We start from the raw sequence: 22,592 nt of genomic DNA, 5'->3' as shown, positions 1-22,592 counted from the left end.
CCCGGAAGATGGCAGGCAGCAAGAACCAAAGTGGGGGAGAACCACCATTGCACCATCATTTGAACTATAAGGCATGTCTGACCGTCGATGCTCGACGGATGGATCTGGTCAATGCTGCCTTCGCCCGAAACGAGCCCCGGCACGACCAGGTCGGTCTCGCGCACAGGAAAGCCCGGCCGCGAGGCACGGCCGGGCTCCGGATGGGACGCAGCAGAACGATCAGCTGCGTCTGTAGAGGTCGCTGGCTTCCAGGAAACCGTCGCCGTTGCGGTCCCGTCGCTTGAAGCGTTCGCTGACCTGTGCCGTCACTTCAGCCAGCGACAGCGATCCGTTCTTGTCGGTGTCGGCGCGGGCAAAGCCGCGGCTGCCGGCGCCAGGCAGCATGGCCGGGCGGGATTTCATCAGTTCGGCGCGCGCAGCGGTCACGTCGGTGCCAGCCTTACGAGCATCCCGGAGCGCCTGGCGGGCTTCCCGGAAGGCCTTGCGCCGTGCCTCGATCTCCTCCCTGGAGACCTGGCCGTCCTTGTTGGTATCGAACGCGGCAAAGGCCATGGTGGCATGGTTCTCTGCTTCTCTCAGCGAGACCTTCCCGTCCTTATCCGTATCCATCCAGCGGATCATCCGTTCGCCACGCATGTCCTGCGGCTTTTTGGCAAAGCTCGGCAGAACCGTGCCGGTGATGGCAAGGCTCATGGCGGCAAAGCCAAGAAGAAGTCGTTTCGTCTGCATGTCGGTCCTTTCCTCGCATGCCGCGCCACTGCGGGCGCCTGTCGCATGCGTCAGTGCTTGGCCAGGCTGCCCGTTGCGAGCAGCATGGCCGGGTGATGTCCCAGGCACGAGGATAGGGGGAGGGGCGGCGAAGGCCAGTTAAACTTTGGTAATCGAACGCTCTCAGAGAAGGCGGCGCAGGAAGGCGGTCAGGTCTTCGGTCACGAAGTCGACATGGTCCTGCTCGTCGCCCGCCTTCTCCCAGGCTTCAGCGAACTCATATTCGAAATTGCGTGGGACCAGCAGCACGGTCTTCATGCCGAGCGCCTTCGGCACGACCAGATTGCGCGGCAGGTCCTCGAACATTGCGGCATGCGCCGTATCCACCCGGTTCAGCGCCATGAACTTGTCATAGGTGGCGCCGGCCGGCTTGGGGACATAGTCGGCCGCAACGATGTCGAAGATGTCGTCGAAATGATTGAGAATGCCGAGCGCACGCGCGGCCATTTCGGCATGGGCGACCGTGCCATTGGTAAAGATGAACTTGCGCCCCGGCAGCGCCTTGATCGCATCGCCAAGCGCCGGATCGGCCGGAATAACGGTGTAGTCGATCGCATGCGCCTTCTGCAGGAAGTCGCTCGGATCGATGCCATGATGTTCCATCAGGCCCCGCAGCGTGGTGCCGTGGTCGCGGTAGTACTGCTTCTGCAGCGCCTTCGCCTCCACCGGCTCCATCTGCAGGAGCGCCGCCACGAAGGCGGTCATGTTCTTGTCGATCTGGGAAAAGAGATCGACATGATGGGGGTAAAGCGTGTTGTCGAGATCGAACACCCAGTCGGTGACATGGGCGAAGTCCTGTGCGCTCGGCAGTCGGTCAATGGAAGCCATGCCGCGTTATGCCATGGGGGAAGAGGGATGCAAGCGGGAATCTTTTCCCTAATGCCTCTCTTCCTTCCAGGTCAAAGGCCTTCTGGCAGCATGCCGAACCTCGAGGATCGAAACCCCGCTCTTCCCGACGGTATAGAACAAGAGGTAGGGGTAGGGGTTCAGGGTCATCTTCCTGATTTGAGGAAGATTCGTACCAACCCCGACGCGATGAAAGTCTTCGAGCAGATACGCTGCACGCTCGATCCGCTTCGAAACAGCCTCAGCGCCGGACGGCGAGCTTTCAGCAATGGAGGAGATGATCTGGCGGACACTAAGTCTCGCCCGGCGCGTAAAGCGCACCTTCATCGCTTATAGGAGTCCAGAGCCTCGCGAACCTCTTGCTCCGTCGCGAACTCGCCTGCCTCGCTTTCAGCGAACCCGGCAAGAACGTCCCGTTCCTCTTCGGGCGACAAGATGTAGAGGTCTTCGGAGGAATCCATCACATCGAGGATCTTCGCCGCAATCTCATCCTGCGTTTCGGCAGGCAGGGCGCGCAGGCGGTCGATGACGTGGTCAAGGAGCAGGGTCATGAGCCTATCATGGCCCAGCTTGCTTCGAATGGGAAGAGGCTGTTTCGGCAGATGCTAAAGGATGCCGGCTCAGGGCACGATCAGCGTGCCGGCACCATGTTCTGTGAAGATTTCGAGCAGCACGGAATGGGCGGTCTTGCCGTTCAGGATCACCACGCCCTGCACGCCGGCCTTGATGGCATCGATGCAGGTCTCGACCTTCGGAATCATCCCACCCGAGATCGTGCCGTCGGCGATCAGCGCCTGGGCCTCGGCAACTGAGAGCTCCTTGATAAGCTGCTTGTTCTTGTCGAGCACGCCCGGAACGTCGGTCAGGAACAGCAGGCGTGTGGCGTTGAGCGCCCCGGCGATGGCACCCGCAAAGGTGTCGGCGTTGATGTTGTAGGTCGCCCCGTCGCGCCCCGGCGCAACCGGTGCGATGACCGGGATCATCTCGGAGCGGGCGAGGAGATCGAGCAGGGTACGGTCGACCTCCACCACTTCGCCGACGAAGCCGAGATCGAGCACGCGTTCGATACTGCTGTCGGGATCGATGATGGTCTTCTTGGCCTTTTCGGCGAAGACCATGTTGCCGTCCTTGCCGCACAGCCCGATTGCCCATTCCCCCGTCTGGTTGATGAGCGCGACGATCTCCTTGTTGATCGAGCCGGCCAGCACCATTTCGACGATCTCGACCGTCTTGGCATCGGTGACACGCAGCCCGCCTTCGAACTTCGATTCGATTCCCATCTTGGTCAGCATCGCGCCGATCTGCGGACCGCCACCATGGACGACGATTGGGTTGACGCCCGACTGCTTCAGGAGCGCGATGTCGCTGGCGAACGCCTTGCCGAGTTCGGAATCGCCCATGGCATGGCCGCCATATTTCACCACGATCGTCCGGTTCTCGTAGCGCTGCATGTAGGGCAGGGCCTGCGCCAGCAGGCGGGCCTGGATTTCGCTCTCGGAAGCAGTGGGCGTGGCAGTCTCAGACGACATGGGACGATTACCTTGGGGGATCGATGCGGCTCGTATCTAGCGCAAGTTTTTCAGCCTGGGAATGATCCCCTTGAAAGATAACGCATGGATGACAAGGCTGCGGCAGAAGCGCGCGAAAGGCGGCACCCGTTGCAAATGACGATGGAAAAGCGCGTTAACCATGCGTATGATCCTGGATCTATCCGGCCAGCGGCCGCCCTCAGCGAGCGTTTTCAATCATGACGACAGACAATGCCAAACGCGGGGACTCCCGCCTCGACCAGGTCATTGCCGGCGAATATGTGCTCGGCGTGCTCTCGCCCGAGGAACGAAGCAAGGTCGAAGCGCGCATGCGGCTCGACCGCAATTTCGCGGCCATGGTCAATCACTGGCAGAGCAACATGATGACGGTCGACCAGCGTGCCCAGCCGACCCGCGGCAAAAGCCGCCGGCCGGAGGCGCCGGCAGCCCGCCCGCGTCCCCGCGCTGATGCCGGCGAGCATGTCGCACTCTGGAAGCCGTTGCCGGGCGCCGGCTCGCTCTGGCAGTCCGTCGCCTTCTGGCGCGGTCTTGCGGGTGTCGCAAGCTTCTGCCTCGTGGCCATGGGCCTGTCGCAGTCCGGCCTCTTCTCCGTCGGCGGGACGCCGGTCAGCAAGAGCCTGTCGGTTGCCGGCAGCGACCTTGCCTTGAGGGCGGACTACGACCCCTCCTCGGGCGCCCTGACGCTGGTGCCATCGGCCTCTTCGGCCAAACCTGGTGCCGTCATGGAGCTCTGGCTGGCGCAGAAGGGCGGCGAGCCGGTGTCGCTCGGCACGCTGGATCGGGCAAGCGCCTCGCTGACCGTTCCCCCCGCGCTTCGTGGGCGCCTTGGCGGCGATGCAGCCTTGACGCTGAGCCTCGAGCCGGCCGGCACGGTTCGCGATGGCATCGGCGGTCCTGGCCCGGTTCTGGCAGGAACGGCGAACTGAGATCCGCTATGCGCTCACGCGAGTGTGATGAGCCGCTTCTTTTGAGCATGTCCCACGCGGCTTAGATTAGGGCTTGGCGGCTGCGGCCGCTTTCCTTGAAGGATTTTGCCATGATCAGCCGTCGCCTGTTTCTGCTTGCCGGGTCGGCCGGCCTTGCCGCCGCCGCGTTCCCCTCCCTGTTTCCGCCCGTGACGCCCGCCGCTGCCGAAAGTTTTCCGGTGACGAAGAGCGATGCCGAATGGAAGGCGCAGTTGAGCGACGCGCAGTACCAGATCCTGCGCCACGAGGACACGGAGCGGCCGTTCACCAGCGCGCTCAATCATGAGAAGCGAGCCGGCACCTTCCACTGCGTCGGTTGCGACCAGGCCCTCTACGATTCGTCCAAGAAGTTCGACAGCGGAACCGGCTGGCCGAGCTTCTGGGATGCCCGGCCGAAGGCAATCGGCACGCGCGAGGACGGCAGTTTCGGGATGGTGCGCACCGAGTGCCATTGCAGCCGTTGCGGTGGCCATCTCGGCCACATCTTCAATGACGGGCCGCAGCCGACCGGCATGCGCCACTGCATCAATGGCGAGATCCTGACCTTCAGGCCCGGCGAAACGCCGGCCTGATCCCCTGGCCCAGGCTCAGTGCCCGATCGTGGTCAGGATGGCGGTGCGAAGCTCTTCGAGCCCGGCGCCCTTTTCCGAGGAGGTGGCGATCACCTCGGGGAAGGCGGCCGGGCGCTTGCGGATCTTCTCCAGCGTGTCGGCGACGAGATGCGGCACGGCGCCGGCCTTGATCTTGTCGGTCTTCGTCAGCACGATCTGGTAGGAAACGGCCGCCTTGTCGAGGAGAGAGAGCACCTCGTCGTCATTGCTCTTCAGCCCATGGCGGCTGTCGATCAGCACATAGACGCGCTTCAGCGTGGCGCGGCCGCGCAGATACTCAAAGACGAGCTTCGTCCAGGCATCCACCTGCGCCTTCGGTGCCTGGGCATAGCCGTAGCCCGGCATGTCGACCAGGGCCATCGGCGGCAGGTCCGTGCCTTCCCCGGAATAGCCATCGGGCACGAAATAATTGAGTTCCTGCGTGCGGCCGGGCGTGTTGGATGTGCGTGCCAGGCCCTTTTGTCCGACCAGCGCATTGATCAGCGACGATTTCCCGACATTGGAGCGCCCGGCAAAGGCCACCTCGAAGGGGCCTTCCGGCGGGAGGAACTTCATCGACGGCACGCCGCGGATAAAGATCCAGGGGTGGCCGAAGAGCGGCTTTTCGACGGGGGAAACGGGGTCGGTCATGGCGTCATCCTCGAGCCGGTCCTGAAACGAAAACCCCGGGCGCATGGCCCGGGGCGCGATCGCGTATCGTTCTTAGTCCCACATGCGACGGGACGAAAGCGGTCTATTCCGCCGGTTTCGGCTTTCGCGAGAACAGGCCCTTCAAATTGTCGAAGAGCTCGATCTTGGCGCCGTGGCGCTTCATGATGAAGGCCTGCTGGATGATCGACAGCGTGTTGTTCCACGCCCAGTAGATCACCAGACCCGCGGGGAAGCTTGCCAGCATGAAGGTGAAGACGACCGGCATCCAGGTGAACAGCATCGCCTGGGTCGGGTCCGGCGGCGTCGGGTTCATGCGCATCTGCAGGAACATGGTGACACCCATGACCAGCGGCCAGACGCCGATCATCAGCGCGTGCGGCACAGCGAAGGGCAGCAGGCCGAACAGGTTGAAGAGCGAGGTCGGATCGGGGGCGGAGAGGTCCTGGATCCAGCCGAAGAAGGGCGCGTGGCGCATTTCGATGGTGACATAGATCACCTTGTAGAGCGCGAAGAACACCGGGATTTGCAGGAGGATCGGCCAGCAGCCGGCCACCGGATTGATCTTCTCGTCCTTGTAGAGCTGCATCATCGCCTGCTGCAGGCCCATCCGGTCGTCGCCAAACTTCTTCTTCAGCTCCTCCATCTTCGGCTGAACCTTCTTCATATTGGCCATGGAGGCATATTGCTTGCTGGCCAGCGGGAAGAAGAGCGCCTTGACGACGATGGTGGTGAGCAGGATCGCCACGCCGAAGTTGCCGAAGAAGCGGAAGAAGAAATCCATCAGCTTAAACATCGGCTTGGTGATGAAGTAGAACCAGCCCCAATCGATCAGCAGGTCGAATTGGGGAATGTTGTAGCTTGCCTCGTAGCCATCGACGAGCGGTACCTGCTTGGCACCGGCGAAGACCAGCGTGTCCCGCTTGACGGACTGGCCGGGATCGACGGTCACGACGTCCTGGCGGAAGTCGGCCTGATAGCGCGGACGGCCGTCGGTGAAATGGGCAAAACGGGTATCGTAGGCGCCGGCCTGCGGAGGCACGATGGCAGCGGCCCAGTATTTGTCGGTGATGCCGAGCCAGCCGCCGGTCGCCTTGCCGGGTTCGCGCGGTGCGGCGTCTTCAACCTTGCCATAGGCAAGCTCCTGCAGGCCATGCTCGCCGATTACGCCGATGAAGCCTTCATGCAGGACATAGACCGACGGGGTGGCCGGCTTGTTGAAGCGGGTGACGCGGCCATAGGGCGACAGCGACACGGCCGCGCCGGAGGCGTTGGCGATCGTATCTTCGACCTTGAACATGAAGTGGTCGTCGACCGAGATGACGCGCGTGAAGTTCAGGCCCTTCTCGTTCGTATAGGTCAGCGTCACCGGCGTTTGGCTGGTCAGCGTCGCGCCGTCGGTCGCGGTCCACACCGTCTGCGGCCCGGGAACCGTGCCGGTAGTGGCGTCGCCGATATAGCCGAGTTCGGTGAAGTAGCCGTCCTGGGTTTCTGCCGGGCTGAAGAGCGTGATGATCGGGCTCTTCGGATCGACCGTCTCGTGATATTCCTTGAGCTTCAGGTCATCGAGGCGGCCACCGGTCAGATTGATCGAGCCGGCGAGGGCTTCCGTGTCGATCGGTACGCGCGCCGATTGGGCGATCGCCTGGTCGCGGCTTGCCGCCGTCTGCGGCACCGCGCCCGGAGCGGACGCCTGGCCGGAGGCGGGCGCCTGGCCGGAAGCGGCGGGCGTGCCCTGCTGCTGGCCGCCATTGGCGGCCTGCTGGCTCTGTTCGGTCTGGCGCGCCTGCTGGGCCAGCCGCTCGGCTTCCATTTTCGGATTGATGTAGAGGAACTGCCAGGCGATCAGAATGAGCACCGACACGCCGATGGCGATGAAGTAGTTGCGGTTTTTGTCCATCATTCTTTCCTGGAGCCGGTCTTTCGGCCGGGGCCGACCTCGTTTTCGGGTCTTTCGGGCGCAGGCGCTTTCGGCCTGCCATCGCCACGCCGGCCTTCGATCCGCGCGATCAGCTGGCCGGTGAGAGTCTCAAAGGGAATGCCAAGCACATCACGGCGGGCAACGATGACATAATCATGCCCGGCTTTCATCGCCGTTGCAGCCTTCAGCCGCACGGCCTCGCGCAGGCGCCGCCGCATGCGGTTTCGTTCCACCGCGTTGCCGTGCTTCTTCGTCACGGTAAAGCCGACACGGGGCGCGGCATCGGCCTCTCCGCGATCGAGCACTTCCAGCAGAAAGGTTGCCCCCTTCCGCCGTTCGCCCTCGCGGACGGCAAGGAACTGCGGCCGGCTTTTCAGCCGCCCGGCAGTGTTTCGTGGGTCGCCAGACGTCATGCGTCAGAAGTCTCTCTTGGCGGTTTCAGGCGGCGCGAAGGCCGCCACCCCGCAGAAGCGGGAGACCGGCTCAAGCCGAGAGACGGGCGCGGCCGCGGGCGCGGCGAGCCTGGATGACCTTGCGGCCGCCCTTGGTGGCGATACGCGCACGGAAACCGTGGCGGCGCTTGCGAACAAGCTTGGAGGGTTGATAGGTACGCTTCGACATTTATTTAATACCGCGGTGTGCGGCCCTTCTTGGATTTGCTGTAACAGCAAGGGAGCGTGGGTGTCCGGCACGGCCAAGCCGGCGAGCTGTCGCTCACCCGGACGTGCGGCGGCTTATAAGATGTAAACCGCAAAAGTCAATCGCGGCGGCTTGGAAGCATGGCCGCCCGTCCCCGGTCTGCGTCAGAATCAGACATCGGAAAGCTATCACGCACAAAGCCGCGGCTTATGCTGTGGTTTCTTAAATATTGGCCCCTAGGGTCCAGATGTCGGCACAGCGCCGGCTCTGGGGAGTGCAGGGGTAAGTCGTAATGAAAATTCGTGGAAAGATCGGTCTGATCGTCGGTGCCATGGGGGCGGTGACGATGGTGGTTGTGGTCATGGCGCTGGCCGTCGTCGCGCGGTATGACAGCCGCCTCGAGGCCTATGAGAATGCAGCCGACCGCGCCTATAATGGCGAGCGGCTGAACAGGTTGGTGACCGCCGTCGTCATGGAAGCGCGCGGCACCTATGCGGCTCCAACGCTGGAGAAAGCCGAGCCTTTCGCCAAGGGCATTGTCGACAACCTCGCCAAGATCGATTCCCTGCTTGAAGCCTGGCGTCCGCTCGTGCCGGCGGAAGAAGCCGAGAGCTTCAATGCCGTCGCCAAGCGCGCGGCCGAATTCCGCACCTTCCGCAGCGAGACCGCCCGTCTTGCCCGCGAGGTGTCGCCGCAGGCGGCCAACCAGCAGGGCAATACGGACGAGAACCGTGCCAACCGCAAGGCCTTCCAAGGGGAGATCGACGCGCTCGTTTCGGCCGACCGCGAACGGCTGGAGGCGATCCGTGCCGAAGTGGCCGGCATCAGCCACCAGATGAGCCTGCTGATTGCCGCCACGGCCCTGATCGGCCTGGCAATCGGCCTCGGCGTTGCGCTCACGGTCGCCGTGCGCCAGCTCAGCCACCCGATCAGCGCGCTGACCGGCGTGATGACCAAGCTGTCCGACGGCGAACTCGAGACCGAGATCCCGATGGCTGCCCGTGCCGACGAAATCGGCGAAATGGCGCGCGCCGTCGAGGTGTTCAAGCGCAATGCCCAGGCCGTCGAACGGCTGAACAGCGAGGAGGGGGCCCTGCGTGCGCGCTCCGCCGAGCTGCAAACCTCGATTGCCGAAGTGGTCCAGGCCGCGGCCGCCGGCGATTTCTCGCACCGGATTACGCGTGATTATGGCGATCCGGCGCTCAATCGTTTCGCCGAAAGCGTCAACCAGCTTCTGTCCGGCGTGAACGCCGGCGTGGAGGAGACCCGCCGCGTCATCGCCGGTCTTTCGAACGGCGATCTGACCGGCGCGATGACCGGCGAGTTCCGCGGTGCCTTCGGCGAGCTGCAGACCAATGTCAACGAAACGGTGAAGACGCTCCGCACGACCCTTTCCGAAGTGCGGGCCACCACCCACGACATCAACGGCAATTCCGGCGAGCTGCGCAGCGCGGCCGACGATCTTGCCCGTCGCACCGAACAGCAGGCTGCCTCGCTGGAACAGACGGCCGCTGCACTCGACGAAATCACCGTCGCCGTGCGCACTTCTACCGATCGGGCCCAGGAAGCGACGGTGATGGTGACGGAGGCCAAGGAAGCGGCCGCCCAGTCGGGCACGGTGGTGCGCAGCGCCGTCGACGCCATGGGCCGCATCGAGCAGGCCTCCAGCCAGATCTCGAGCATCATCGGCGTTATCGACGAGATCGCCTTCCAGACCAACCTTCTGGCACTGAATGCCGGTGTCGAAGCCGCGCGTGCCGGCGAGGCCGGCAAGGGCTTTGCCGTCGTCGCGCAGGAGGTGCGTGAGCTTGCCCAGCGGGCCGCCAGCGCGGCCAAGGATATCAAGGCGCTGATCGCCAAGTCCGGAACGGAGGTGGCAACCGGCGTGACGCTGGTGCAGCAGACCGGCAGCGCGCTGTCCGAGATCGAGACCCGCATCCTCGCTATCAACGACCACATCCACTCGATCGCCACCGCCGCGCGCGAACAGGCGACGGGCCTTGCCGAGGTCAGCAGCGCCGTCAACCAGATGGACCAGGTGACCCAGCAGAACGCCGCCATGGTGGAAGAGGCCAATGCCGCCACCCACAAGCTCTCCTCCGAAGCGGACAATCTCGCCCGGATGATCGGCCGGTTCAATCTCGGCGCGGTCGCGGCCGCCGGCGGCGCACCGCGGGCATCCGCTCCGGCCATGGCCCCTGTCTTAAGGGCGGCACAGCCCGCCGCGCGGCCTGCGCCCGGTCGTCGTCCGGCACCCGCATCCGTCGCCACCGCGCGTCCGGTCGCTTCCCCCGCGCGCGCCATGGTCGGCAATGTCGCGCGCGCCTTCGCCGCGCCGGCCGCGGCCGCCTCGGCCGACAATTGGGAAGAGTTCTAAGGCAGAGCCTGCCGGGCGGGAGTTCAAATCTACTCCCGCCGGCAGATCTCTATGCGCGATCATCGCGAATGCCTCGCTCCCGCGCCTTGCCGGCGGGGTCGAGGCCGTGCTCGCCTTGGACATTCCGTTCGCCTGTCCTATGATAAGGGCCGGTGTTGCGCGGTGCGTCGCCGCGAAGGCAAGGCGGGAATGACGATCGAAGCGGGCGAAGAGACTGTTCTGGGCGAGGCCGAGCCGCGCACCGGCTTTTTCGCAAGCCTGTCCGGCCGTCTTCTGCTTCTCACCGTTCTCTTCGTCATGATCGCCGAAGTCCTGATCTTCGTTCCCTCCGTCGCGATGATGCGGGTACGCTGGATGCAGGACCGGCTGAACACCGCCGCGGCCGCTGCGGTGGTGGTGGATGGCCTGCAGAACATGCAGCTCTCCGGCCCGGTGCGCGAGGATACGCTGATCGCCACCGGCACCAAGGCGATCGCGCTGCGCCGCGCCGAGGAAGCCCGGCTGATCGCCGCCATCGACGTTCCGCCGGAGGTGGATGCGCAATATGACATTGCCGCCGTCTCGCCGCTTGCCGAGATCCGCGATGCCTTCGACACGCTCCTCTTCGGCGGCAATCGGACCATCCGCTTCTACGGGCCGATCGGCGAGAGCGACACGATCATCGAGCTCGTGATGGAAGACCGCAGCTTGCGCAAGGCGATGCTGACCTATGCCCGCAATGTCTTCATCGTCTCGATCGGCATTTCGCTGTTTACCGCGGGCCTCATCTTTCTCGTCATCAACCGGGTGATGATCCTGCCGATCCGGCGCATGACCGCCAATATGCGCGCCTTCGCCGCCGACCCCGCCGATCCCACGCGGGTGATGATCCCGCAGTCGGGCGACGACGAACTCTCGGTGGCCGGCCGGCATCTGGCGGATATGCAGCGTCAGTTGCAGCGAACGCTGAAGCAGCAGAAGAACCTCGCCGATCTCGGGCTTGCCGTGTCCAAGATCAATCACGACATGCGCAACATCCTCTCCTCCGCCCAGCTGATCTCCGACCGGCTGGCCGATGTGGACGACCCGGTGGTCAAGCGCTTCGCCCCGACGCTGTTGCGCACCATCGACCGGGCGGTAGGCTATACGCGCGAGGTGCTCTCCTATGGCCGCACCACGGAAGCCGAGCCGCGCCGCCGCTTCCTGCCGCTCAAGCCGCTGGTGGCCGACGTGCTGGAGGTTCTGGCGGTCGATCCGAAGGCGGGAATCGAAGTTCGCGTCGCCGTTCCCGAGGAGCTGGCCATCGATGCCGACAGCGAGCAGCTCTTCCGCGTGGTGCACAATCTCTGCCGCAACGCGGTCCAGGCGCTGACGCTGGAGGCCGGGGAGCCTGAGGCGGGCAAGGTGCTGACCGTCACGGCCCTGCGCACCGGCAGCGTCGTCTCGATCACCATCGACGACAATGGTCCCGGCATGCCCGCCAAGGCGCGGGAAAACCTTTTCGCGGCCTTTCGCGGCTCCGCACGGTCCGGCGGCACCGGTCTCGGCCTGGCCATTGCGCGCGAACTGGTGCTCGCCCATGGCGGCACGATCGCGCTCGTGGAAAAGCCGACGCCCGGCACGCTCTTCCGCATCGAACTTCCCGACCGCCCCGTTCCGCTGGACGCCTTCCGCTCGCTGCAGCATCCCTAAGCCGCACAAAAATGCGCGAGCCCGAAACCCTTGCCGGATCGGGCTTTGCGCCCTCCGCTGCCTGTATCGCCCATGCCCCCTCCCGGTTTTTTTGGCCAAGCCGCCGAAAGAGGCTTGCATTCCCCCCAACCACCCTTTAGAGAACCGCCCAACGCAGCAAACGCCGCTGCAACACGCACCCGTAGCTCAGCTGGATAGAGCACCAGACTACGAATCTGGGGGTCAGGAGTTCGAATCTCTTCGGGTGCGCCATTTCTCCTCCAAGCAGTGATGATGCCGAACGGACGGCGAAGCCGGATCGTTTTCAGGCTTGATTGAGCCCAGCTCGGTTGTCCTCTTTTCCTACAAATCCCAGACCGCCAAGCCCGGCCTTCGCCCGGGCGCTCACTCCCGCCAGTTGTCTTCCACCCATTTCGTCGGCTTGATGTAGTGGCGCAGGTGGGAGAAGGGGGTGTCGCTGGATTTGCGGCGGGTCTTGTCGAAGGTGCGGGCCAGATGGTCGCGGATCGTGGTTGCGCCGTTGTTGTAGAATTTGCCGAGAATCGCATTTTCCGGGCGCAGCGTGCGGGGGAAGATGACGACGCGGGCGTCTTTCGGCAGTTTCGGGGCGAAGAGATAGTTGAGCGGCAGCGGCTGGCGGCAGTCCTGGCGGAAATGCAGGACCCAGCGGCGCGGATAAAAGCGCGGGCCGCCCGGCGCATTCTTGGTCACGAAGCGCTGCTCGAACCGGTACTGGTCGGCGATGCCTTGCGGATTGGCGCAGAAGGCCTCCTGCAGCGGCAAGAGCTTGCCGACCGGGAAGCGGTAGAGCGAGGTCTGACCGAGCTTTTCGAACGGCGTCGTCTGGTTGCGCGTCATCACCACATCCTCGGCCGATCCGACCTCAAAGAAGGCGTCGAGCGAGCGCACGATGACGAGGTCGAGGTCGAGAAACAGAACCGGCCCCTTCAGGCTACCGAGTTTCGGGCCCCAGAGGCGCGCCTTGTTCCAGATGCCCGGCGTGTTGACCGGCATGGCGCTGACGGCCAGGGGCGGGAGATCTTCGCACAGGATGTTCGGGTTCAGCCCGTCCCGCGTGTCGGTGAAGCAGGTGAAGGTGAAGGGCGGCGTGATGTTGCGCGCCACCATGCCATAGAGCCGATTTATGAACTTGGCGCCGTATTTCGTGCCCCAGTTGATGCATATGACCTGCTTGACGCCCCCGGAGGCGCTGAGGACGTCGTTCATGGGCATTCCCCGCACGGCTGAACGGCGCCGGATGGACCCGGCAGCCGTTAATGATCACTAACGTAAGTGTTCATTGCCGTGGGTAAGTCTGTTCTGTCAACCGGCGGGCGGGTCCGCCGTCTCAGCGCTTGTCGTAGAGTTCCTCGACCCGGCGCTTCTGCATGGCCTTCTCAACGCCGCTCAGGCGTCGGCGTGCCATGATGCCATAGGCGATGGCGAGGCCGAGAATGAGAGCGCCGCCGGCGGTGGCGAAAAGCCAGATGTTGTTTTCCATTCTGCATCTCCTTGCGATGAGACGGCCGAGATCGTTCGCCCGGCAGAGCGCAGAGAACGGATGGTCCGGACCTTGGTTCCCAAGCGCGATCAGCCGGGGGCGCTTCCTGGGTTCAGCATCCCGCGTGCGGCGGCGTCGCGCCGCGCTTTCCTCAGTCTTCGGCGGGCTTGAAGGCGGAAAGCCTGTGGCCGGCGATTCCCCATAGGAAAACCGGACGCGACAGCATGACATCGCGCGCCCCAAGCGTCGACAGCTGCCTGCGATAGGCGGGCGCATATCCAATGTCGAACAGCAGGATCTGGCCGCCCGGGCGAGTGACACGCAAGAGCTCGACGATCGCCTGCGCGCGGCCTTCCGCCGTATCGATGTTGTGAAGCGCGGTCATGGAGAGAACAACATCGAAGCGCTGATCGCCATAGGGAAGGGAGCGTGCATCGCCGGTGTCGATCGTCAGCCGCCCGGCCACGCCGGCGATCTCGGCATTGCGCCGCAGGCCCTCCGGTCCGTTGCCGCTGAGGTCGGCGCTCTGCCAGAGGTCGAGCGCATGCACATGGCCTGCAGGGGCACGTCGGGCGGCATTGACGGCTGCAAGACCGCGGCCGCTGCCGATATCGAGAATGGTCTCATCGCCGCGCCAGATGCGCTGGTTGAGCAGGGTCTGGACCAGGCGGCGTTTCAGCCAGAGGCTGGAGGCCAGCATCCACCCCGCCATCGCAAGACAGACAAGACCGGCTGGCAGGAGGGAGAGGCCGAGGAGTGGCAAGCGGTCCAGTGCCGCGAGCCCGGCCAGCCCCAACGCCAGGCCGATCAGGACAAGCCGACGCAGGACACCCGGTGCATCAAGGCCATACTCTTCCCGCTGTTGCATCTTTCCCGCCATCGATCGTGAGTCTCTGTTTTAGGGACTATGATCGGAAGGGCGCCCTTTTGAAAAGGGGCGCGCGCCGGCGAGCGGGCGCTCTCTGTCAGGAAGCGTCGAGGAGATCCAGCGTCAGCGGATCCTTTTCGCCGGCGAAATAGCGGTGGAGCGCCGCCTCGAAGGGAGCCGGATCATCCGCCGCTTCCGCAAACAGGGTCATGGACGAGCGGAACTTCAGATCATCGGGGGTTGAGAAGATGTCCCGCGCCGTGGGCCTGCCCGGCAGGGCCGTGACTGCGTCCGTGCAGGCAAGCAGGCGGCCGGACAGGGTTGGGTGCGCCAGATAGGCCTGTGCCTCGGCAAGGCCGGAGAGCGCGAAATGCTGCGCCGTCGACGAGCGTCCAAGCCCCTTGATCTGCGGAAAGATGAACCACATCCAATGGCTGCGCTTCACGCCGGATCGGAGTTCGGCCAGCGCTGTTTCGTAAACGCCGCGCTGGGCTTCGATGAAGCGGGCAAGGTGGAAGGGGTCGGGCACGGCTCAATCCTAAAGATGCAGATAGGCGCGAAAGCGCAACTTTGGAGGATTGTTCCCTCGACGCTCGCGTTCAGGAGCACGCATCCGCGCGTTTCGTTCACGCCTCTCTTGGCAGCGTGGTTCGGCGCATCGTGCCGCGGCCGCGGGTCATGTCTCCGACGAGCACGGCGACCCGCTCCGTCTCCGCCTCCGGCAGGGCAGCGGTGAGTCTTGCGCCGGCGGCATCGAAGGTCTCTGCCGTCAGCAGCACGCCGGCCTGGATCAGCCGGGCCTTCAGCCGCGCGAGATCGGGAAAGAGACAGATGATCTCCACCTCGACCCGGGCGACCCTTTCGTCCTTCTCCGCTTCGCGCAGGCAGGCGGCGGCGGTTCCGCCATAGGCGCGCATCAGACCGCCGCTGCCAAGCAGAATGCCTCCGAACCAGCGGATGACGAGTACCGCCACGCCATCGAGCCCCTGGCCGTCGATGGCCTGCAGGATCGGGCGACCGGCCGTGCCGGAAGGCTCGCCATCGTCGAAGGCGCGAACGACCGGGCCGATCTTGTAGGCCCAGCAATTATGGCTGGCCGCCGGGTCCGACCGGGAGCCAAGAAAAGCCCGCGCCTCGGCCTCGTCGGCAACCGGGGCGGCAAGAGCCAGAAAGCGGCTCTTGCGGATCTCCTGGGCAAAGCGATGCGGGGCGGCAAGCGTCAACATGTGCCGGTGATAGCGCCTGGCGCTCAAGCGCGCCAGAACCCTTCTGCCCGAGCGCCGCAGAGAGGGGCGATCCGCCCACCGGGCGACCAAGCAGGCCGCCCAGCGTTTCCGCGTCGACTGTCTGCGTCGGCGTGTCCTCAGCCGATCGACATCAGGCTCGCATTGCCGCCGGCGGCGGCCGTGTTGATGCTGGTGGACACCTCTTCCAGGAGCCAGTTGAGGCAGATCGCATCCGGGTCGTCGCGCAACGCCGTCGTGCCGGCTGCCTGCACGAGAACGAGCGGACCAGGCAGGCCGGCAATCGCGGTGGTGGCCGCCACGACCGTCTCTCCCTCTCCCTCGATCAGGGCGCCGGCGAAGGGCCCGGCGGCAGCGGCATCGCGCGTGATCTCCGCCCGGGCAGAGAGGGAAGCCGGCAGGGCGCGGATGAAGGCCTCGATCTCACCCCGCCCCCCGGTTTCGACGCCGGAGAGGTCCACCGCGGCACTGTTGCCGGTCGCCAGAACCGCGGCGATCTGCCGGGTCAGCCCCGTCACCGTTTGCGGCCTCAGCAGGATCCGGCCGCGCGGATGCAGGGCGTAGAGGTTGCGCTCGCCGACCGGGCCGGCGAGCTCGCTCGTCAGACCGAGTGCCGACTGGCTGCCGGTTTCGCGCGCGGCTTCCGCATCGGCCCGTGCGCCGCGTCCGTCCAGCCATTTGGCGAAATCGAGCAAAGCGGGGTCTGTATGGACCGAGCTCACCTGCGGCGGCACCGGCGGCCGGGCGACCAGACGGCCGAGATAGAGCGGACCGCCCGCCTTCGGCCCGGTTCCCGAAAGACCCCGGCCCCCGAAGGGCTGGACGCCGACCACCGCGCCGATGACGTTGCGGTTCACATAGACGTTTCCGGCCTTTACCCGACTCGTCACATGGGCAATCGTTTCATCGAGGCGGGTGTGCAGCCCGAAGGTCAGGCCATAGCCGGTGGCATTGATATCGTCGATCAGCCGGTCGAGATCGGCCCGTTCATACCGCAGCACATGCAGGACCGGACCGAAGACCTCGCGCTTGAGCTCGGACAGCGCGCCGATCTCGATGATGGTCGGCGCGACGAAGGTGCCGGCGGCGGTTTCGGGCGGCAGAGCAAGGCGGTCAACCCGGGCGCCCCGGGCCGCGAAGGCTGCGACATGCGCCTCGATTGTTTGCCGGGCCTCTGCCGTGATCACCGGGCCGATATCGACGCTCAGCCGGTCGGTACGGCCGATGGAGAGTTCCTGCAGCGCGCCCTTGAGCATGGCGAGAACCCGGTCGGCGATGTCGGTCTGCAGGCAGAGCACGCGCAATGCCGAGCAGCGCTGACCGGCGCTGTCGAAGGCGGAGGCGATGACGTCGAAGACCACCTGTTCGGCAAGCGCCGAGGAATCGACGATCATCGCGTTCTGCCCACCGGTTTCCGCGATGAGCGGGATCGGCCGGCCGGTGGGTGAAAGGCGGCTTGCAAGCTGGGCCTGGATCAGCCGCGCCACCTCGGTCGAACCGGTAAACATCACACCTGCGACGCCCTCTGCCCCCACGAGCGCGGCGCCGACGCGGCCGTCGCCCGGCAGAAGCTGCAGAACGTCGCTCGGCACGCCGGCGGCATGCAGCTGGCGCACGGCCTCGGCGGCGATCAGGGGCGTCTCCTCGGCCGGCTTGGCCAGAACCGGGTTGCCGGCCACCAAGGCGGCGGCCACCTGGCCGGTGAAAATGGCCAGCGGGAAGTTCCATGGGCTGATGCAGACGATCGGGCCCAGCGCGCCATGGCCGGGGCCGAGCGTCCGGCCGGCCTGCTCGGCGTAATAGCGCAGGAAATCGACGGCCTCGCGCACTTCGGAAATTGCATTGGCGGCGGACTTTCCGGCCTCGCGGATGATGAGGCCGAGAAGGCGCGGCATGTCGGTCTCCAGCCGGTCTGCGGCACGCAGCAGGCAGGCGGCGCGCTCCTGCGCCGGCGTCGCGGCCCAGCCGGCGGCGGCACGGGTGGCGACGGCAAGGGCTGCGCGCGCCTCCTCCTCGCTTGCTTCGACCACGTCACCCACGACATCGCCGTGATCGGCGGGGTTCAGCACCGGGCGGGCAGGGCCGGCGGCATTGGGACCGGCAGAGCGCCAGTCTTCGGACAGGCTGCCCTTCAGGGACTGCGAGAGGCTCGCCAGCGCGTCTTCGTTGGTAAGGTCGAGGCCGGCGGCGTTCCTGCGCGTGCCGTACAGCGCATGCGGGAGGCGGATCTTGTCATGCGGGGCGCCCGGCTGCGGCATGGCGCGCACAAGCTCCACCGGATCGGCCACCAGCTCATCCACCGAAATGGCGGGATCGGCGATCCGGTTGACGAAGGAGGAATTGGCACCGTTTTCGAGAAGCCGGCGGACGAGATAGGCAAGCAGCGTTTCATGCGTGCCGACCGGGGCATAGATCCGGCAGGGCCGGTTCAGCTTGTCCGTGCCGACCACCTCGTCATAGAGCGGCTCGCCCATGCCGTGCAGGCACTGGAACTCATAGTCGCCAACCGTAAAGTCCGGTCCTGCCAGCTCATAGATCGTCGCCAGCGTCTGGGCATTGTGCGTCGCAAATTGCGGGAAGACGAGCGCGCGGGCGTCGAGCAGCTTGCGGGCGCAGGCGATGTAGGACACGTCGGTGTGGAGCTTGCGCGTAAAGACAGGGAAATCGGAGAGGCCGTCGAGCTGCGCCCGCTTGATCTCGGCATCCCAATAGGCCCCCTTGACGAGGCGCACCATGATGCGGTGGCCGGAGCGCCGGGCGAGATCGATGATGACGTCGAGCACGAAGGGGCAGCGCTTGCCATAGGCCTGCACCACGAAGCCGAGGCCGTTCCAGCCGGACAGCGCAGGGTCGAGCCGCAGCGATTCGAGCAAATCGAGCGACAGCTCGAGCCGGTCCGCCTCTTCGGCATCGATATTGAGGCCGATATCATAGCCCTTGGCGATCAGCGCCAGCGCCTTGACCTGCGGAAGAAGCTCGCTCATCACCCGCGCTGCTTGGGCGCGGCTGTAGCGGGGATGCAGGGCAGAGAGCTTGATGGAAATGCCGGGGCCCTCATAGATGCCGCGGCCATTGGCGGCCTTGCCGATCGCGTGGATCGCCGCCTCGTAATCGGCATAGTAGCGCCTGGCATCGGCGGCCGTCGTCGCCGCTTCGCCCAGCATGTCGTAGGAATAGCGGAAGCCGCGGGCCTCCAGCGGCCGGGCGCGCTTCAAGGCCTCGCCGATCGTCTCGCCGGTCACGAACTGCTCGCCCATCATGCGCATGGCCATGTCGACGCCGCGGCGGATCACCGGCTCGCCGGCACGCGCAATCAGCCGCGTCAGCGCAGCTGAAAGGCTGCGGTCGTTGACGGTCGAGGTCAGCTTGCCGGTCACGACCAGACCCCAGGTGGCGGCATTGACGAAGAGCGAGCGGCCGCCGCCGATATGGGCGCGCCAGTCGCCGGTGGCGATCTTATCGCGGATCAGCGCGTCGCGGGTCGCCATGTCCGGAATGCGCAGCAGCGCCTCCGCCAGGCACATCAGCGCCACGCCCTCCTGGCTGGACAGCGAATATTCATGCACCAGCCCTTCGACGCCCGAGCCCTTGTGCTTGGCCCGCAGTGCGGTGATCAGTCCGCGCGCCGTTTCGCGCGCCTTCAGGCGCAGCGCATCCGGCAGGGTGGCGGCGGAGAGCAGAGGTGCGAGGCACTCCGGTTCGCTGCGCCGATAGGCGGCGGTCACGGCCCGCCGCAGGGCCGAGCGCTCGGCAACCGGCGGTGCGAAGTCGGCAAAGGGTTCCGGCGCGGAAACAGGCATCGGCTTCGTCTGCAGCGGGCTCATGAGCGGGCCTTTCGAGGCGCAAGGCCGAACCGGCCTGGCGGGAGGATGGTGATGCAGCAAAAATAAGGAGGAGCTTGCCGAATCGCCATCCGGAAAAATCGACCGATCGCCGCATCTTTCATGGTCTAGGCGCCATCACGCCGCATTTCGTGCGGCCATTCGGAAAAGGCTCGGTCGATCCTAGAGAAGCACGCGGGTCGAGAGCGCCTGGCGCGCGGTCAGGCATTCGTCGTCACCGGGCAGGCAGGTGCGGCAGACCTGGGGGCGCACGGCATAGATGCGGCAGCCCACATGCTGGCCGAGCGTGCCATCGAGCGCCGAACACCGGTCGTTCTCGCAGCGCATGCCGCTGAAGTCGGCGGCAACGAACTCTTCTGGAATGAGCGCCAGCTCCGCGTCGCTTTCCATGGAAAAGCGCGGCCAGTCGGCCGAATAGGCGCAACAGGCCCCGCAGGTCTGGCAGTCGAAATCATCACCGGGCACGGCTGGGCTCATGCCCGGCCTGTAGCACGAAAACCCACGGTCAGGCGATACGCAGATTGTGTCGAACGGCGATCTCGTAATCCTCTGTATGAACAAGAATGCCGTCGCGCGTCACCAGCGCAATGCCATAGGCGGCCGGCTCGTCGACGGAGAGCGATGTGTCCGGCGTGTCGAAGGGCATCGGCTGCTGGTGCACCGTGCTCTTGAACACGGAAAAGCCGATGCCGCGATGCGAGCCGGAAATGGTGCGGTGGACATGACCGGCAAAGATATGGCGCACCCCGCCCTGCCGCTCGATGGCTGCATAGAAAGCGTCCTCATTGCGAAGACGAATCGCATCCATGCCGGAAAAGCCGGTCTCATGCGGCGGATGGTGAAGAAAAAGCAGCACCGGGCGACCATTCGCCTCCGCCAGGCTTCGTTCGAGAAAGGCAAGCCGCGCCGGGCAGAGAAGGCCTGCGTGGTCATGCGGGTTGCCATAGGTCGCAAGCGCGACGGAATCGAGAACGACCAATCGGCAATCGGGAAGGTCGATGACGGACTGCACGAACCCGTTCTCGTCGCGCGCGGCGTCGCCGAAGACGTTTTGGAAAACCGGGCGCTGGTCGTGGTTGCCGATGGTGATGGAGAGCGGCGGCACCAGCCGGTCGAGCAGCGTCTTCAAGCGGCGATAGGATGGCTCGTCACCATGATGCGCAAGGTCGCCCGTTACCACCACCCGGTCTGCATCCGCATGGTGGCGGTTGATGTGGTCGATGCCGGCCTCCAGCCGCTGGTAGGGGTCGAGCCCGATGATGCGATGCCCTTCGGGCACCATATGCAGGTCTGTGAGCAGGATGAGCTTGGTCATGGCGCTTCGATCATTAGGGGCTGAGCGTGGCATAGGCCGCGATCATGTCGGGCGGATGAATCTTTGACGGAGTGGAGGTGGGCGAACCGGCGCCAGACTAGCCGAAGGCCCGCGCGGAGCAAGCTGTCTTGGCGGGATTCTGGTGGGCTAGGCAGGACTGACGGACCGGGCTATCAACGGCGGCGGTGCGGTCGATGGCCGCCGGAATTTGAGGCATGCCCAGGGAGAGCCGCCATGAGATGGAAGCGCACGATCCAATTGCTCGACGTGCATTGCGAGGGCGAGATCGGCAAGGTGGCGATCGGCGGCGTGCCGAAGATCCCCGGCAACAGCATCGCCGAGCAGCTGCACCATATCAACACGGTGGATGACAGCCTGCGCCGCTTCCTGTGCCTGGAGCCGCGTGCCGCATCGATCGGCTCGGTCAATCTTCTGGTGCCGCCGAAGCGGCCCGAAGCCGATGCCGGCTTCATCATCCTGCAGGCCGATCAGGCCCATGCCATGTCCGGCTCCAATTCCATCTGTGTCACGACGGCGCTGCTCGAATCCGGGATCGTGGAGATGAAGGAGCCGGAAACCGTGGTCATGCTCGACACGGCGGCCGGTCTCGTCAAGGCGACGGCGAGTTGCCGCGACGGGCGTTGCGAGCGGGTGACGCTGACCATGGTGCCATCCTTCGTCGAGGCGCTGGACGTGGGGCTGGACACACCGGACTGGGGCCGCATCACGCTCGACCTGTGTTTCGGCGGCATCTTCTATGCGCTCGTCGATGTTCACCAGATCGGCACGACGATCGAAAAGGCCAATGCCCGCCGTCTGGTCGAGGCCGGCATGGCCATCAAGGAGCTCGTCAACCGCACGATCCCGACGGTTCATCCCGAGATCCCGGAAATTTCGGGCGTCGCCTATGTCATGTTCCGCCAGACCGAGGAGGACGGCACGGTGCGCACCTGCACCACCATGTGGCCGGGACGGGTGGACCGCTCGCCCTGCGGAACGGGCAGCTCCGCCAATCTCGCGACGCTGCATGCCCGTGGCCTCGCCAAACCCGGCGATGTCTTCACCTCGCGCTCGATCATCGGATCGGAGTTCAAGGTCGGGCTGGAGCGCGAAACCGAGGTGGCGGGGCGCAAGGCCATCATCCCCACCATTTCGGGACGCGGCTGGACCTTCGGCTTGCATCAGGTTGCGCTCGACCCGTTCGATCCGCTGGCCGACGGCTTCGCGCTGACCGATACCTGGGGGCCGGAGGCCGGGCAGATCCGCTGATCAGCGCAGCCGTGCCGTCTTGGTCAGCAGGCTGACCTCGCGGGCAAGTTCGGTGCCGTTGCCGATCGACGCAAATTCGGCCTGTGCGGCTGCGTAACCGGCATCCGCCGCTTCCTTGAGGATCGGCACAGCGCGCTCGCGCTGTCCCGCCTTCTCGAGCACACGGGAGAGCTGGTAGGCAGAACGCGGCGTGCCGCCATGCTTGTAGGCCTCGCGGCAGGCAGAGAGCGCCACCCCGATGCGGATCTGCTCGGCAGAAACCGGCGGGAAGGCCGTATTGCGGGCGGCATCGGCGGCGCTGCCGGCCTCGGCATCGCATTGTTCGGCCGGGCTGTGGTACACGCGGTCGCCGGCAAGGGCGGAAAGGCTGGGCAGGAGGCCGACCAGGAGAGCGGCGGCAAATCGGCGGGCAGAAGACGGGTTCATCGTCGTAAGTCTCGTTTCACTGTGATGCGACCTTACGAACGAACGAGAGTCACGACTGTTCCGCGGGAAACAGCCGAGAAAGCGGAGGAGAGCCGGCAGGGTTAATGCCGGACAGGGGTGCAACGAGTTCC

Annotated in this window: 23 protein-coding genes and 1 tRNA gene; 6 read left to right on the top strand and 18 right to left on the bottom strand. The window is 65.3% G+C overall.

What is annotated here, in order from left to right; translation table 11 throughout:
* Nucleotides 1-219 precede the first annotated feature (219 nt).
* The 5 genes from U8330_RS16505 to argB form a co-directional block, all read right to left on the bottom strand.
* Nucleotides 220-729 carry an EF-hand domain-containing protein gene (locus tag U8330_RS16505; protein ID WP_323106334.1) on the bottom strand — a complete coding sequence of 170 codons (510 nt, stop codon included), beginning with the start codon at nucleotides 727-729 and terminating at the stop codon, nucleotides 220-222.
* 162 nt (nucleotides 730-891) lie between these two features.
* On the bottom strand, nucleotides 892-1,596 hold the full coding sequence (locus U8330_RS16500) for a pyrimidine 5'-nucleotidase (RefSeq protein WP_323106333.1): 705 nt from the start codon (nucleotides 1,594-1,596) through the stop codon (nucleotides 892-894).
* 48 nt (nucleotides 1,597-1,644) lie between these two features.
* Nucleotides 1,645-1,941 carry a type II toxin-antitoxin system RelE/ParE family toxin gene (locus U8330_RS22435; protein WP_416236871.1) on the bottom strand — a complete coding sequence of 99 codons (297 nt, stop codon included), beginning with the start codon at nucleotides 1,939-1,941 and terminating at the stop codon, nucleotides 1,645-1,647.
* Entirely contained in the window at nucleotides 1,938-2,165 is a 228-nt protein-coding gene (locus tag U8330_RS16495; RefSeq protein ID WP_323106332.1) for a hypothetical protein, read from the bottom strand. Before U8330_RS16495 ends, U8330_RS22435 begins: the two co-directional genes overlap by 4 nt.
* 69 nt (nucleotides 2,166-2,234) lie before the next feature.
* Nucleotides 2,235-3,143: an acetylglutamate kinase gene (gene argB, locus U8330_RS16490; protein WP_323106331.1), complete on the bottom strand. Its 909-nt coding sequence runs from the start codon at nucleotides 3,141-3,143 to the stop codon at nucleotides 2,235-2,237.
* Nucleotides 3,144-3,361: 218 nt separating this feature from the next.
* Between argB and U8330_RS16485 the strand changes: the two genes are divergently transcribed.
* Both U8330_RS16485 and msrB read left to right on the top strand, forming a co-directional pair.
* Nucleotides 3,362-4,090 carry an anti-sigma factor domain-containing protein gene (locus U8330_RS16485; RefSeq protein ID WP_323106330.1) on the top strand — a complete coding sequence of 243 codons (729 nt, stop codon included), beginning with the start codon at nucleotides 3,362-3,364 and terminating at the stop codon, nucleotides 4,088-4,090.
* A 110-nt stretch (nucleotides 4,091-4,200) separates the two neighbouring features.
* Complete coding sequence (gene msrB / locus U8330_RS16480; RefSeq protein WP_323106329.1) at nucleotides 4,201-4,701, top strand: peptide-methionine (R)-S-oxide reductase MsrB; 501 nt, start codon at nucleotides 4,201-4,203, stop codon at nucleotides 4,699-4,701.
* Between the two features lie 15 nt (nucleotides 4,702-4,716).
* Here msrB and yihA read toward each other — a convergent pair whose 3' ends face one another.
* From yihA to rpmH, 4 genes are all read right to left on the bottom strand, one after another.
* A complete protein-coding gene (yihA, locus tag U8330_RS16475) occupies nucleotides 4,717-5,370 on the bottom strand; it encodes a ribosome biogenesis GTP-binding protein YihA/YsxC (protein WP_323106328.1) in 654 nt (217 codons plus the stop codon).
* A gap of 103 nt (nucleotides 5,371-5,473) precedes the next feature.
* Complete coding sequence (gene yidC / locus U8330_RS16470; protein WP_323107327.1) at nucleotides 5,474-7,288, bottom strand: membrane protein insertase YidC; 1,815 nt, start codon at nucleotides 7,286-7,288, stop codon at nucleotides 5,474-5,476.
* Nucleotides 7,288-7,722, bottom strand: a complete 435-nt coding sequence (gene rnpA / locus U8330_RS16465) for a ribonuclease P protein component (protein ID WP_323106327.1) — start codon at nucleotides 7,720-7,722, stop codon at nucleotides 7,288-7,290. The genes yidC and rnpA overlap by 1 nt, the downstream gene beginning before the upstream one ends.
* 70 nt (nucleotides 7,723-7,792) lie before the next feature.
* Complete coding sequence (gene rpmH, locus U8330_RS16460) at nucleotides 7,793-7,930, bottom strand: 50S ribosomal protein L34 (RefSeq protein WP_323106326.1); 138 nt, start codon at nucleotides 7,928-7,930, stop codon at nucleotides 7,793-7,795.
* Nucleotides 7,931-8,240: 310 nt separating this feature from the next.
* Between rpmH and U8330_RS16455 the strand changes: the two genes are divergently transcribed.
* The 3 genes from U8330_RS16455 (at nucleotide 8,241) to U8330_RS16445 (ending at nucleotide 12,248) form a co-directional block, all read left to right on the top strand.
* Complete coding sequence (locus tag U8330_RS16455) at nucleotides 8,241-10,325, top strand: methyl-accepting chemotaxis protein (RefSeq protein WP_323106325.1); 2,085 nt, start codon at nucleotides 8,241-8,243, stop codon at nucleotides 10,323-10,325.
* Between the two features lie 189 nt (nucleotides 10,326-10,514).
* Nucleotides 10,515-11,996, top strand: a complete 1,482-nt coding sequence (locus tag U8330_RS16450; RefSeq protein WP_323106324.1) for a HAMP domain-containing sensor histidine kinase — start codon at nucleotides 10,515-10,517, stop codon at nucleotides 11,994-11,996.
* Between the two features lie 175 nt (nucleotides 11,997-12,171).
* Nucleotides 12,172-12,248: transfer RNA gene (locus U8330_RS16445), tRNA-Arg, on the top strand.
* 132 nt (nucleotides 12,249-12,380) lie between these two features.
* Here U8330_RS16445 and U8330_RS16440 read toward each other — a convergent pair.
* From U8330_RS16440 to U8330_RS16405, 8 genes are all read right to left on the bottom strand, one after another.
* On the bottom strand, nucleotides 12,381-13,223 hold the full coding sequence (locus U8330_RS16440; protein WP_323106323.1) for a glycosyl transferase: 843 nt from the start codon (nucleotides 13,221-13,223) through the stop codon (nucleotides 12,381-12,383).
* Between the two features lie 121 nt (nucleotides 13,224-13,344).
* Nucleotides 13,345-13,497 carry a hypothetical protein gene (locus U8330_RS16435; protein ID WP_323106322.1) on the bottom strand — a complete coding sequence of 51 codons (153 nt, stop codon included), beginning with the start codon at nucleotides 13,495-13,497 and terminating at the stop codon, nucleotides 13,345-13,347.
* A gap of 151 nt (nucleotides 13,498-13,648) precedes the next feature.
* Nucleotides 13,649-14,365: a class I SAM-dependent methyltransferase gene (locus U8330_RS16430; RefSeq protein ID WP_323106321.1), complete on the bottom strand. Its 717-nt coding sequence runs from the start codon at nucleotides 14,363-14,365 to the stop codon at nucleotides 13,649-13,651.
* Nucleotides 14,366-14,462: 97 nt separating this feature from the next.
* Nucleotides 14,463-14,894: a DUF1810 domain-containing protein gene (locus U8330_RS16425; protein WP_323106320.1), complete on the bottom strand. Its 432-nt coding sequence runs from the start codon at nucleotides 14,892-14,894 to the stop codon at nucleotides 14,463-14,465.
* A gap of 97 nt (nucleotides 14,895-14,991) precedes the next feature.
* Nucleotides 14,992-15,591, bottom strand: a complete 600-nt coding sequence (locus U8330_RS16420) for a YigZ family protein (protein ID WP_323107326.1) — start codon at nucleotides 15,589-15,591, stop codon at nucleotides 14,992-14,994.
* Between the two features lie 137 nt (nucleotides 15,592-15,728).
* On the bottom strand, nucleotides 15,729-19,433 hold the full coding sequence (putA, locus tag U8330_RS16415) for a trifunctional transcriptional regulator/proline dehydrogenase/L-glutamate gamma-semialdehyde dehydrogenase (RefSeq protein ID WP_323106319.1): 3,705 nt from the start codon (nucleotides 19,431-19,433) through the stop codon (nucleotides 15,729-15,731).
* Nucleotides 19,434-19,613: 180 nt separating this feature from the next.
* Nucleotides 19,614-19,928 (bottom strand): YkgJ family cysteine cluster protein, encoded by a 315-nt coding sequence (locus U8330_RS16410; protein ID WP_323106318.1) that lies wholly within the window; start codon nucleotides 19,926-19,928, stop codon nucleotides 19,614-19,616.
* 28 nt (nucleotides 19,929-19,956) lie between these two features.
* Nucleotides 19,957-20,766, bottom strand: coding sequence for a phosphodiesterase (locus tag U8330_RS16405; protein WP_323106317.1), 810 nt, complete (start codon nucleotides 20,764-20,766; stop codon nucleotides 19,957-19,959).
* Between the two features lie 234 nt (nucleotides 20,767-21,000).
* On the opposite strand from U8330_RS16405, the gene U8330_RS16400 reads away from it, so the two are divergent.
* Nucleotides 21,001-22,035, top strand: coding sequence for a proline racemase family protein (locus U8330_RS16400; protein ID WP_323106316.1), 1,035 nt, complete (start codon nucleotides 21,001-21,003; stop codon nucleotides 22,033-22,035).
* Here U8330_RS16400 and U8330_RS16395 read toward each other — a convergent pair whose 3' ends face one another.
* Nucleotides 22,036-22,461 (bottom strand): hypothetical protein, encoded by a 426-nt coding sequence (locus U8330_RS16395; RefSeq protein WP_323106315.1) that lies wholly within the window; start codon nucleotides 22,459-22,461, stop codon nucleotides 22,036-22,038.
* Nucleotides 22,462-22,592: the final 131 nt, after the last annotated feature.

The organism is Rhizobium sp. CC-YZS058, from assembly GCF_034720595.1.
Lineage (GTDB): Bacteria > Pseudomonadota > Alphaproteobacteria > Rhizobiales > Rhizobiaceae > Ferranicluibacter.
The sequence above is the reverse complement of the archived record's forward strand: the minus strand, read 5'-3'. Positions and strand labels throughout refer to the sequence as shown.

Coding starts and splice junctions, on each gene's coding strand:
- yihA (WP_323106328.1), bottom strand. CDS start 5,370: ATGACCGACCCCGTTTCCCCCGTCGAAAAGCCGCTCTTCGGCCACCCC.
- U8330_RS16495 (WP_323106332.1), bottom strand. CDS start 2,165: ATGACCCTGCTCCTTGACCACGTCATCGACCGCCTGCGCGCCCTGCCT.
- U8330_RS16405 (WP_323106317.1), bottom strand. CDS start 20,766: ATGACCAAGCTCATCCTGCTCACAGACCTGCATATGGTGCCCGAAGGG.
- U8330_RS22435 (WP_416236871.1), bottom strand. CDS start 1,941: ATGAAGGTGCGCTTTACGCGCCGGGCGAGACTTAGTGTCCGCCAGATC.
- msrB (WP_323106329.1), top strand. CDS start 4,201: ATGATCAGCCGTCGCCTGTTTCTGCTTGCCGGGTCGGCCGGCCTTGCC.
- U8330_RS16505 (WP_323106334.1), bottom strand. CDS start 729: ATGCAGACGAAACGACTTCTTCTTGGCTTTGCCGCCATGAGCCTTGCC.
- U8330_RS16395 (WP_323106315.1), bottom strand. CDS start 22,461: ATGAACCCGTCTTCTGCCCGCCGATTTGCCGCCGCTCTCCTGGTCGGC.
- U8330_RS16455 (WP_323106325.1), top strand. CDS start 8,241: ATGAAAATTCGTGGAAAGATCGGTCTGATCGTCGGTGCCATGGGGGCG.
- U8330_RS16485 (WP_323106330.1), top strand. CDS start 3,362: ATGACGACAGACAATGCCAAACGCGGGGACTCCCGCCTCGACCAGGTC.
- argB (WP_323106331.1), bottom strand. CDS start 3,143: ATGTCGTCTGAGACTGCCACGCCCACTGCTTCCGAGAGCGAAATCCAG.
- rnpA (WP_323106327.1), bottom strand. CDS start 7,722: ATGACGTCTGGCGACCCACGAAACACTGCCGGGCGGCTGAAAAGCCGG.
- U8330_RS16450 (WP_323106324.1), top strand. CDS start 10,515: ATGACGATCGAAGCGGGCGAAGAGACTGTTCTGGGCGAGGCCGAGCCG.
- putA (WP_323106319.1), bottom strand. CDS start 19,433: ATGAGCCCGCTGCAGACGAAGCCGATGCCTGTTTCCGCGCCGGAACCC.
- U8330_RS16400 (WP_323106316.1), top strand. CDS start 21,001: ATGAGATGGAAGCGCACGATCCAATTGCTCGACGTGCATTGCGAGGGC.
- U8330_RS16435 (WP_323106322.1), bottom strand. CDS start 13,497: ATGGAAAACAACATCTGGCTTTTCGCCACCGCCGGCGGCGCTCTCATT.
- U8330_RS16410 (WP_323106318.1), bottom strand. CDS start 19,928: ATGAGCCCAGCCGTGCCCGGTGATGATTTCGACTGCCAGACCTGCGGG.
- U8330_RS16420 (WP_323107326.1), bottom strand. CDS start 15,591: ATGTTGACGCTTGCCGCCCCGCATCGCTTTGCCCAGGAGATCCGCAAG.
- U8330_RS16440 (WP_323106323.1), bottom strand. CDS start 13,223: ATGAACGACGTCCTCAGCGCCTCCGGGGGCGTCAAGCAGGTCATATGC.
- rpmH (WP_323106326.1), bottom strand. CDS start 7,930: ATGTCGAAGCGTACCTATCAACCCTCCAAGCTTGTTCGCAAGCGCCGC.
- yidC (WP_323107327.1), bottom strand. CDS start 7,288: ATGGACAAAAACCGCAACTACTTCATCGCCATCGGCGTGTCGGTGCTC.
- U8330_RS16500 (WP_323106333.1), bottom strand. CDS start 1,596: ATGGCTTCCATTGACCGACTGCCGAGCGCACAGGACTTCGCCCATGTC.
- U8330_RS16430 (WP_323106321.1), bottom strand. CDS start 14,365: ATGCAACAGCGGGAAGAGTATGGCCTTGATGCACCGGGTGTCCTGCGT.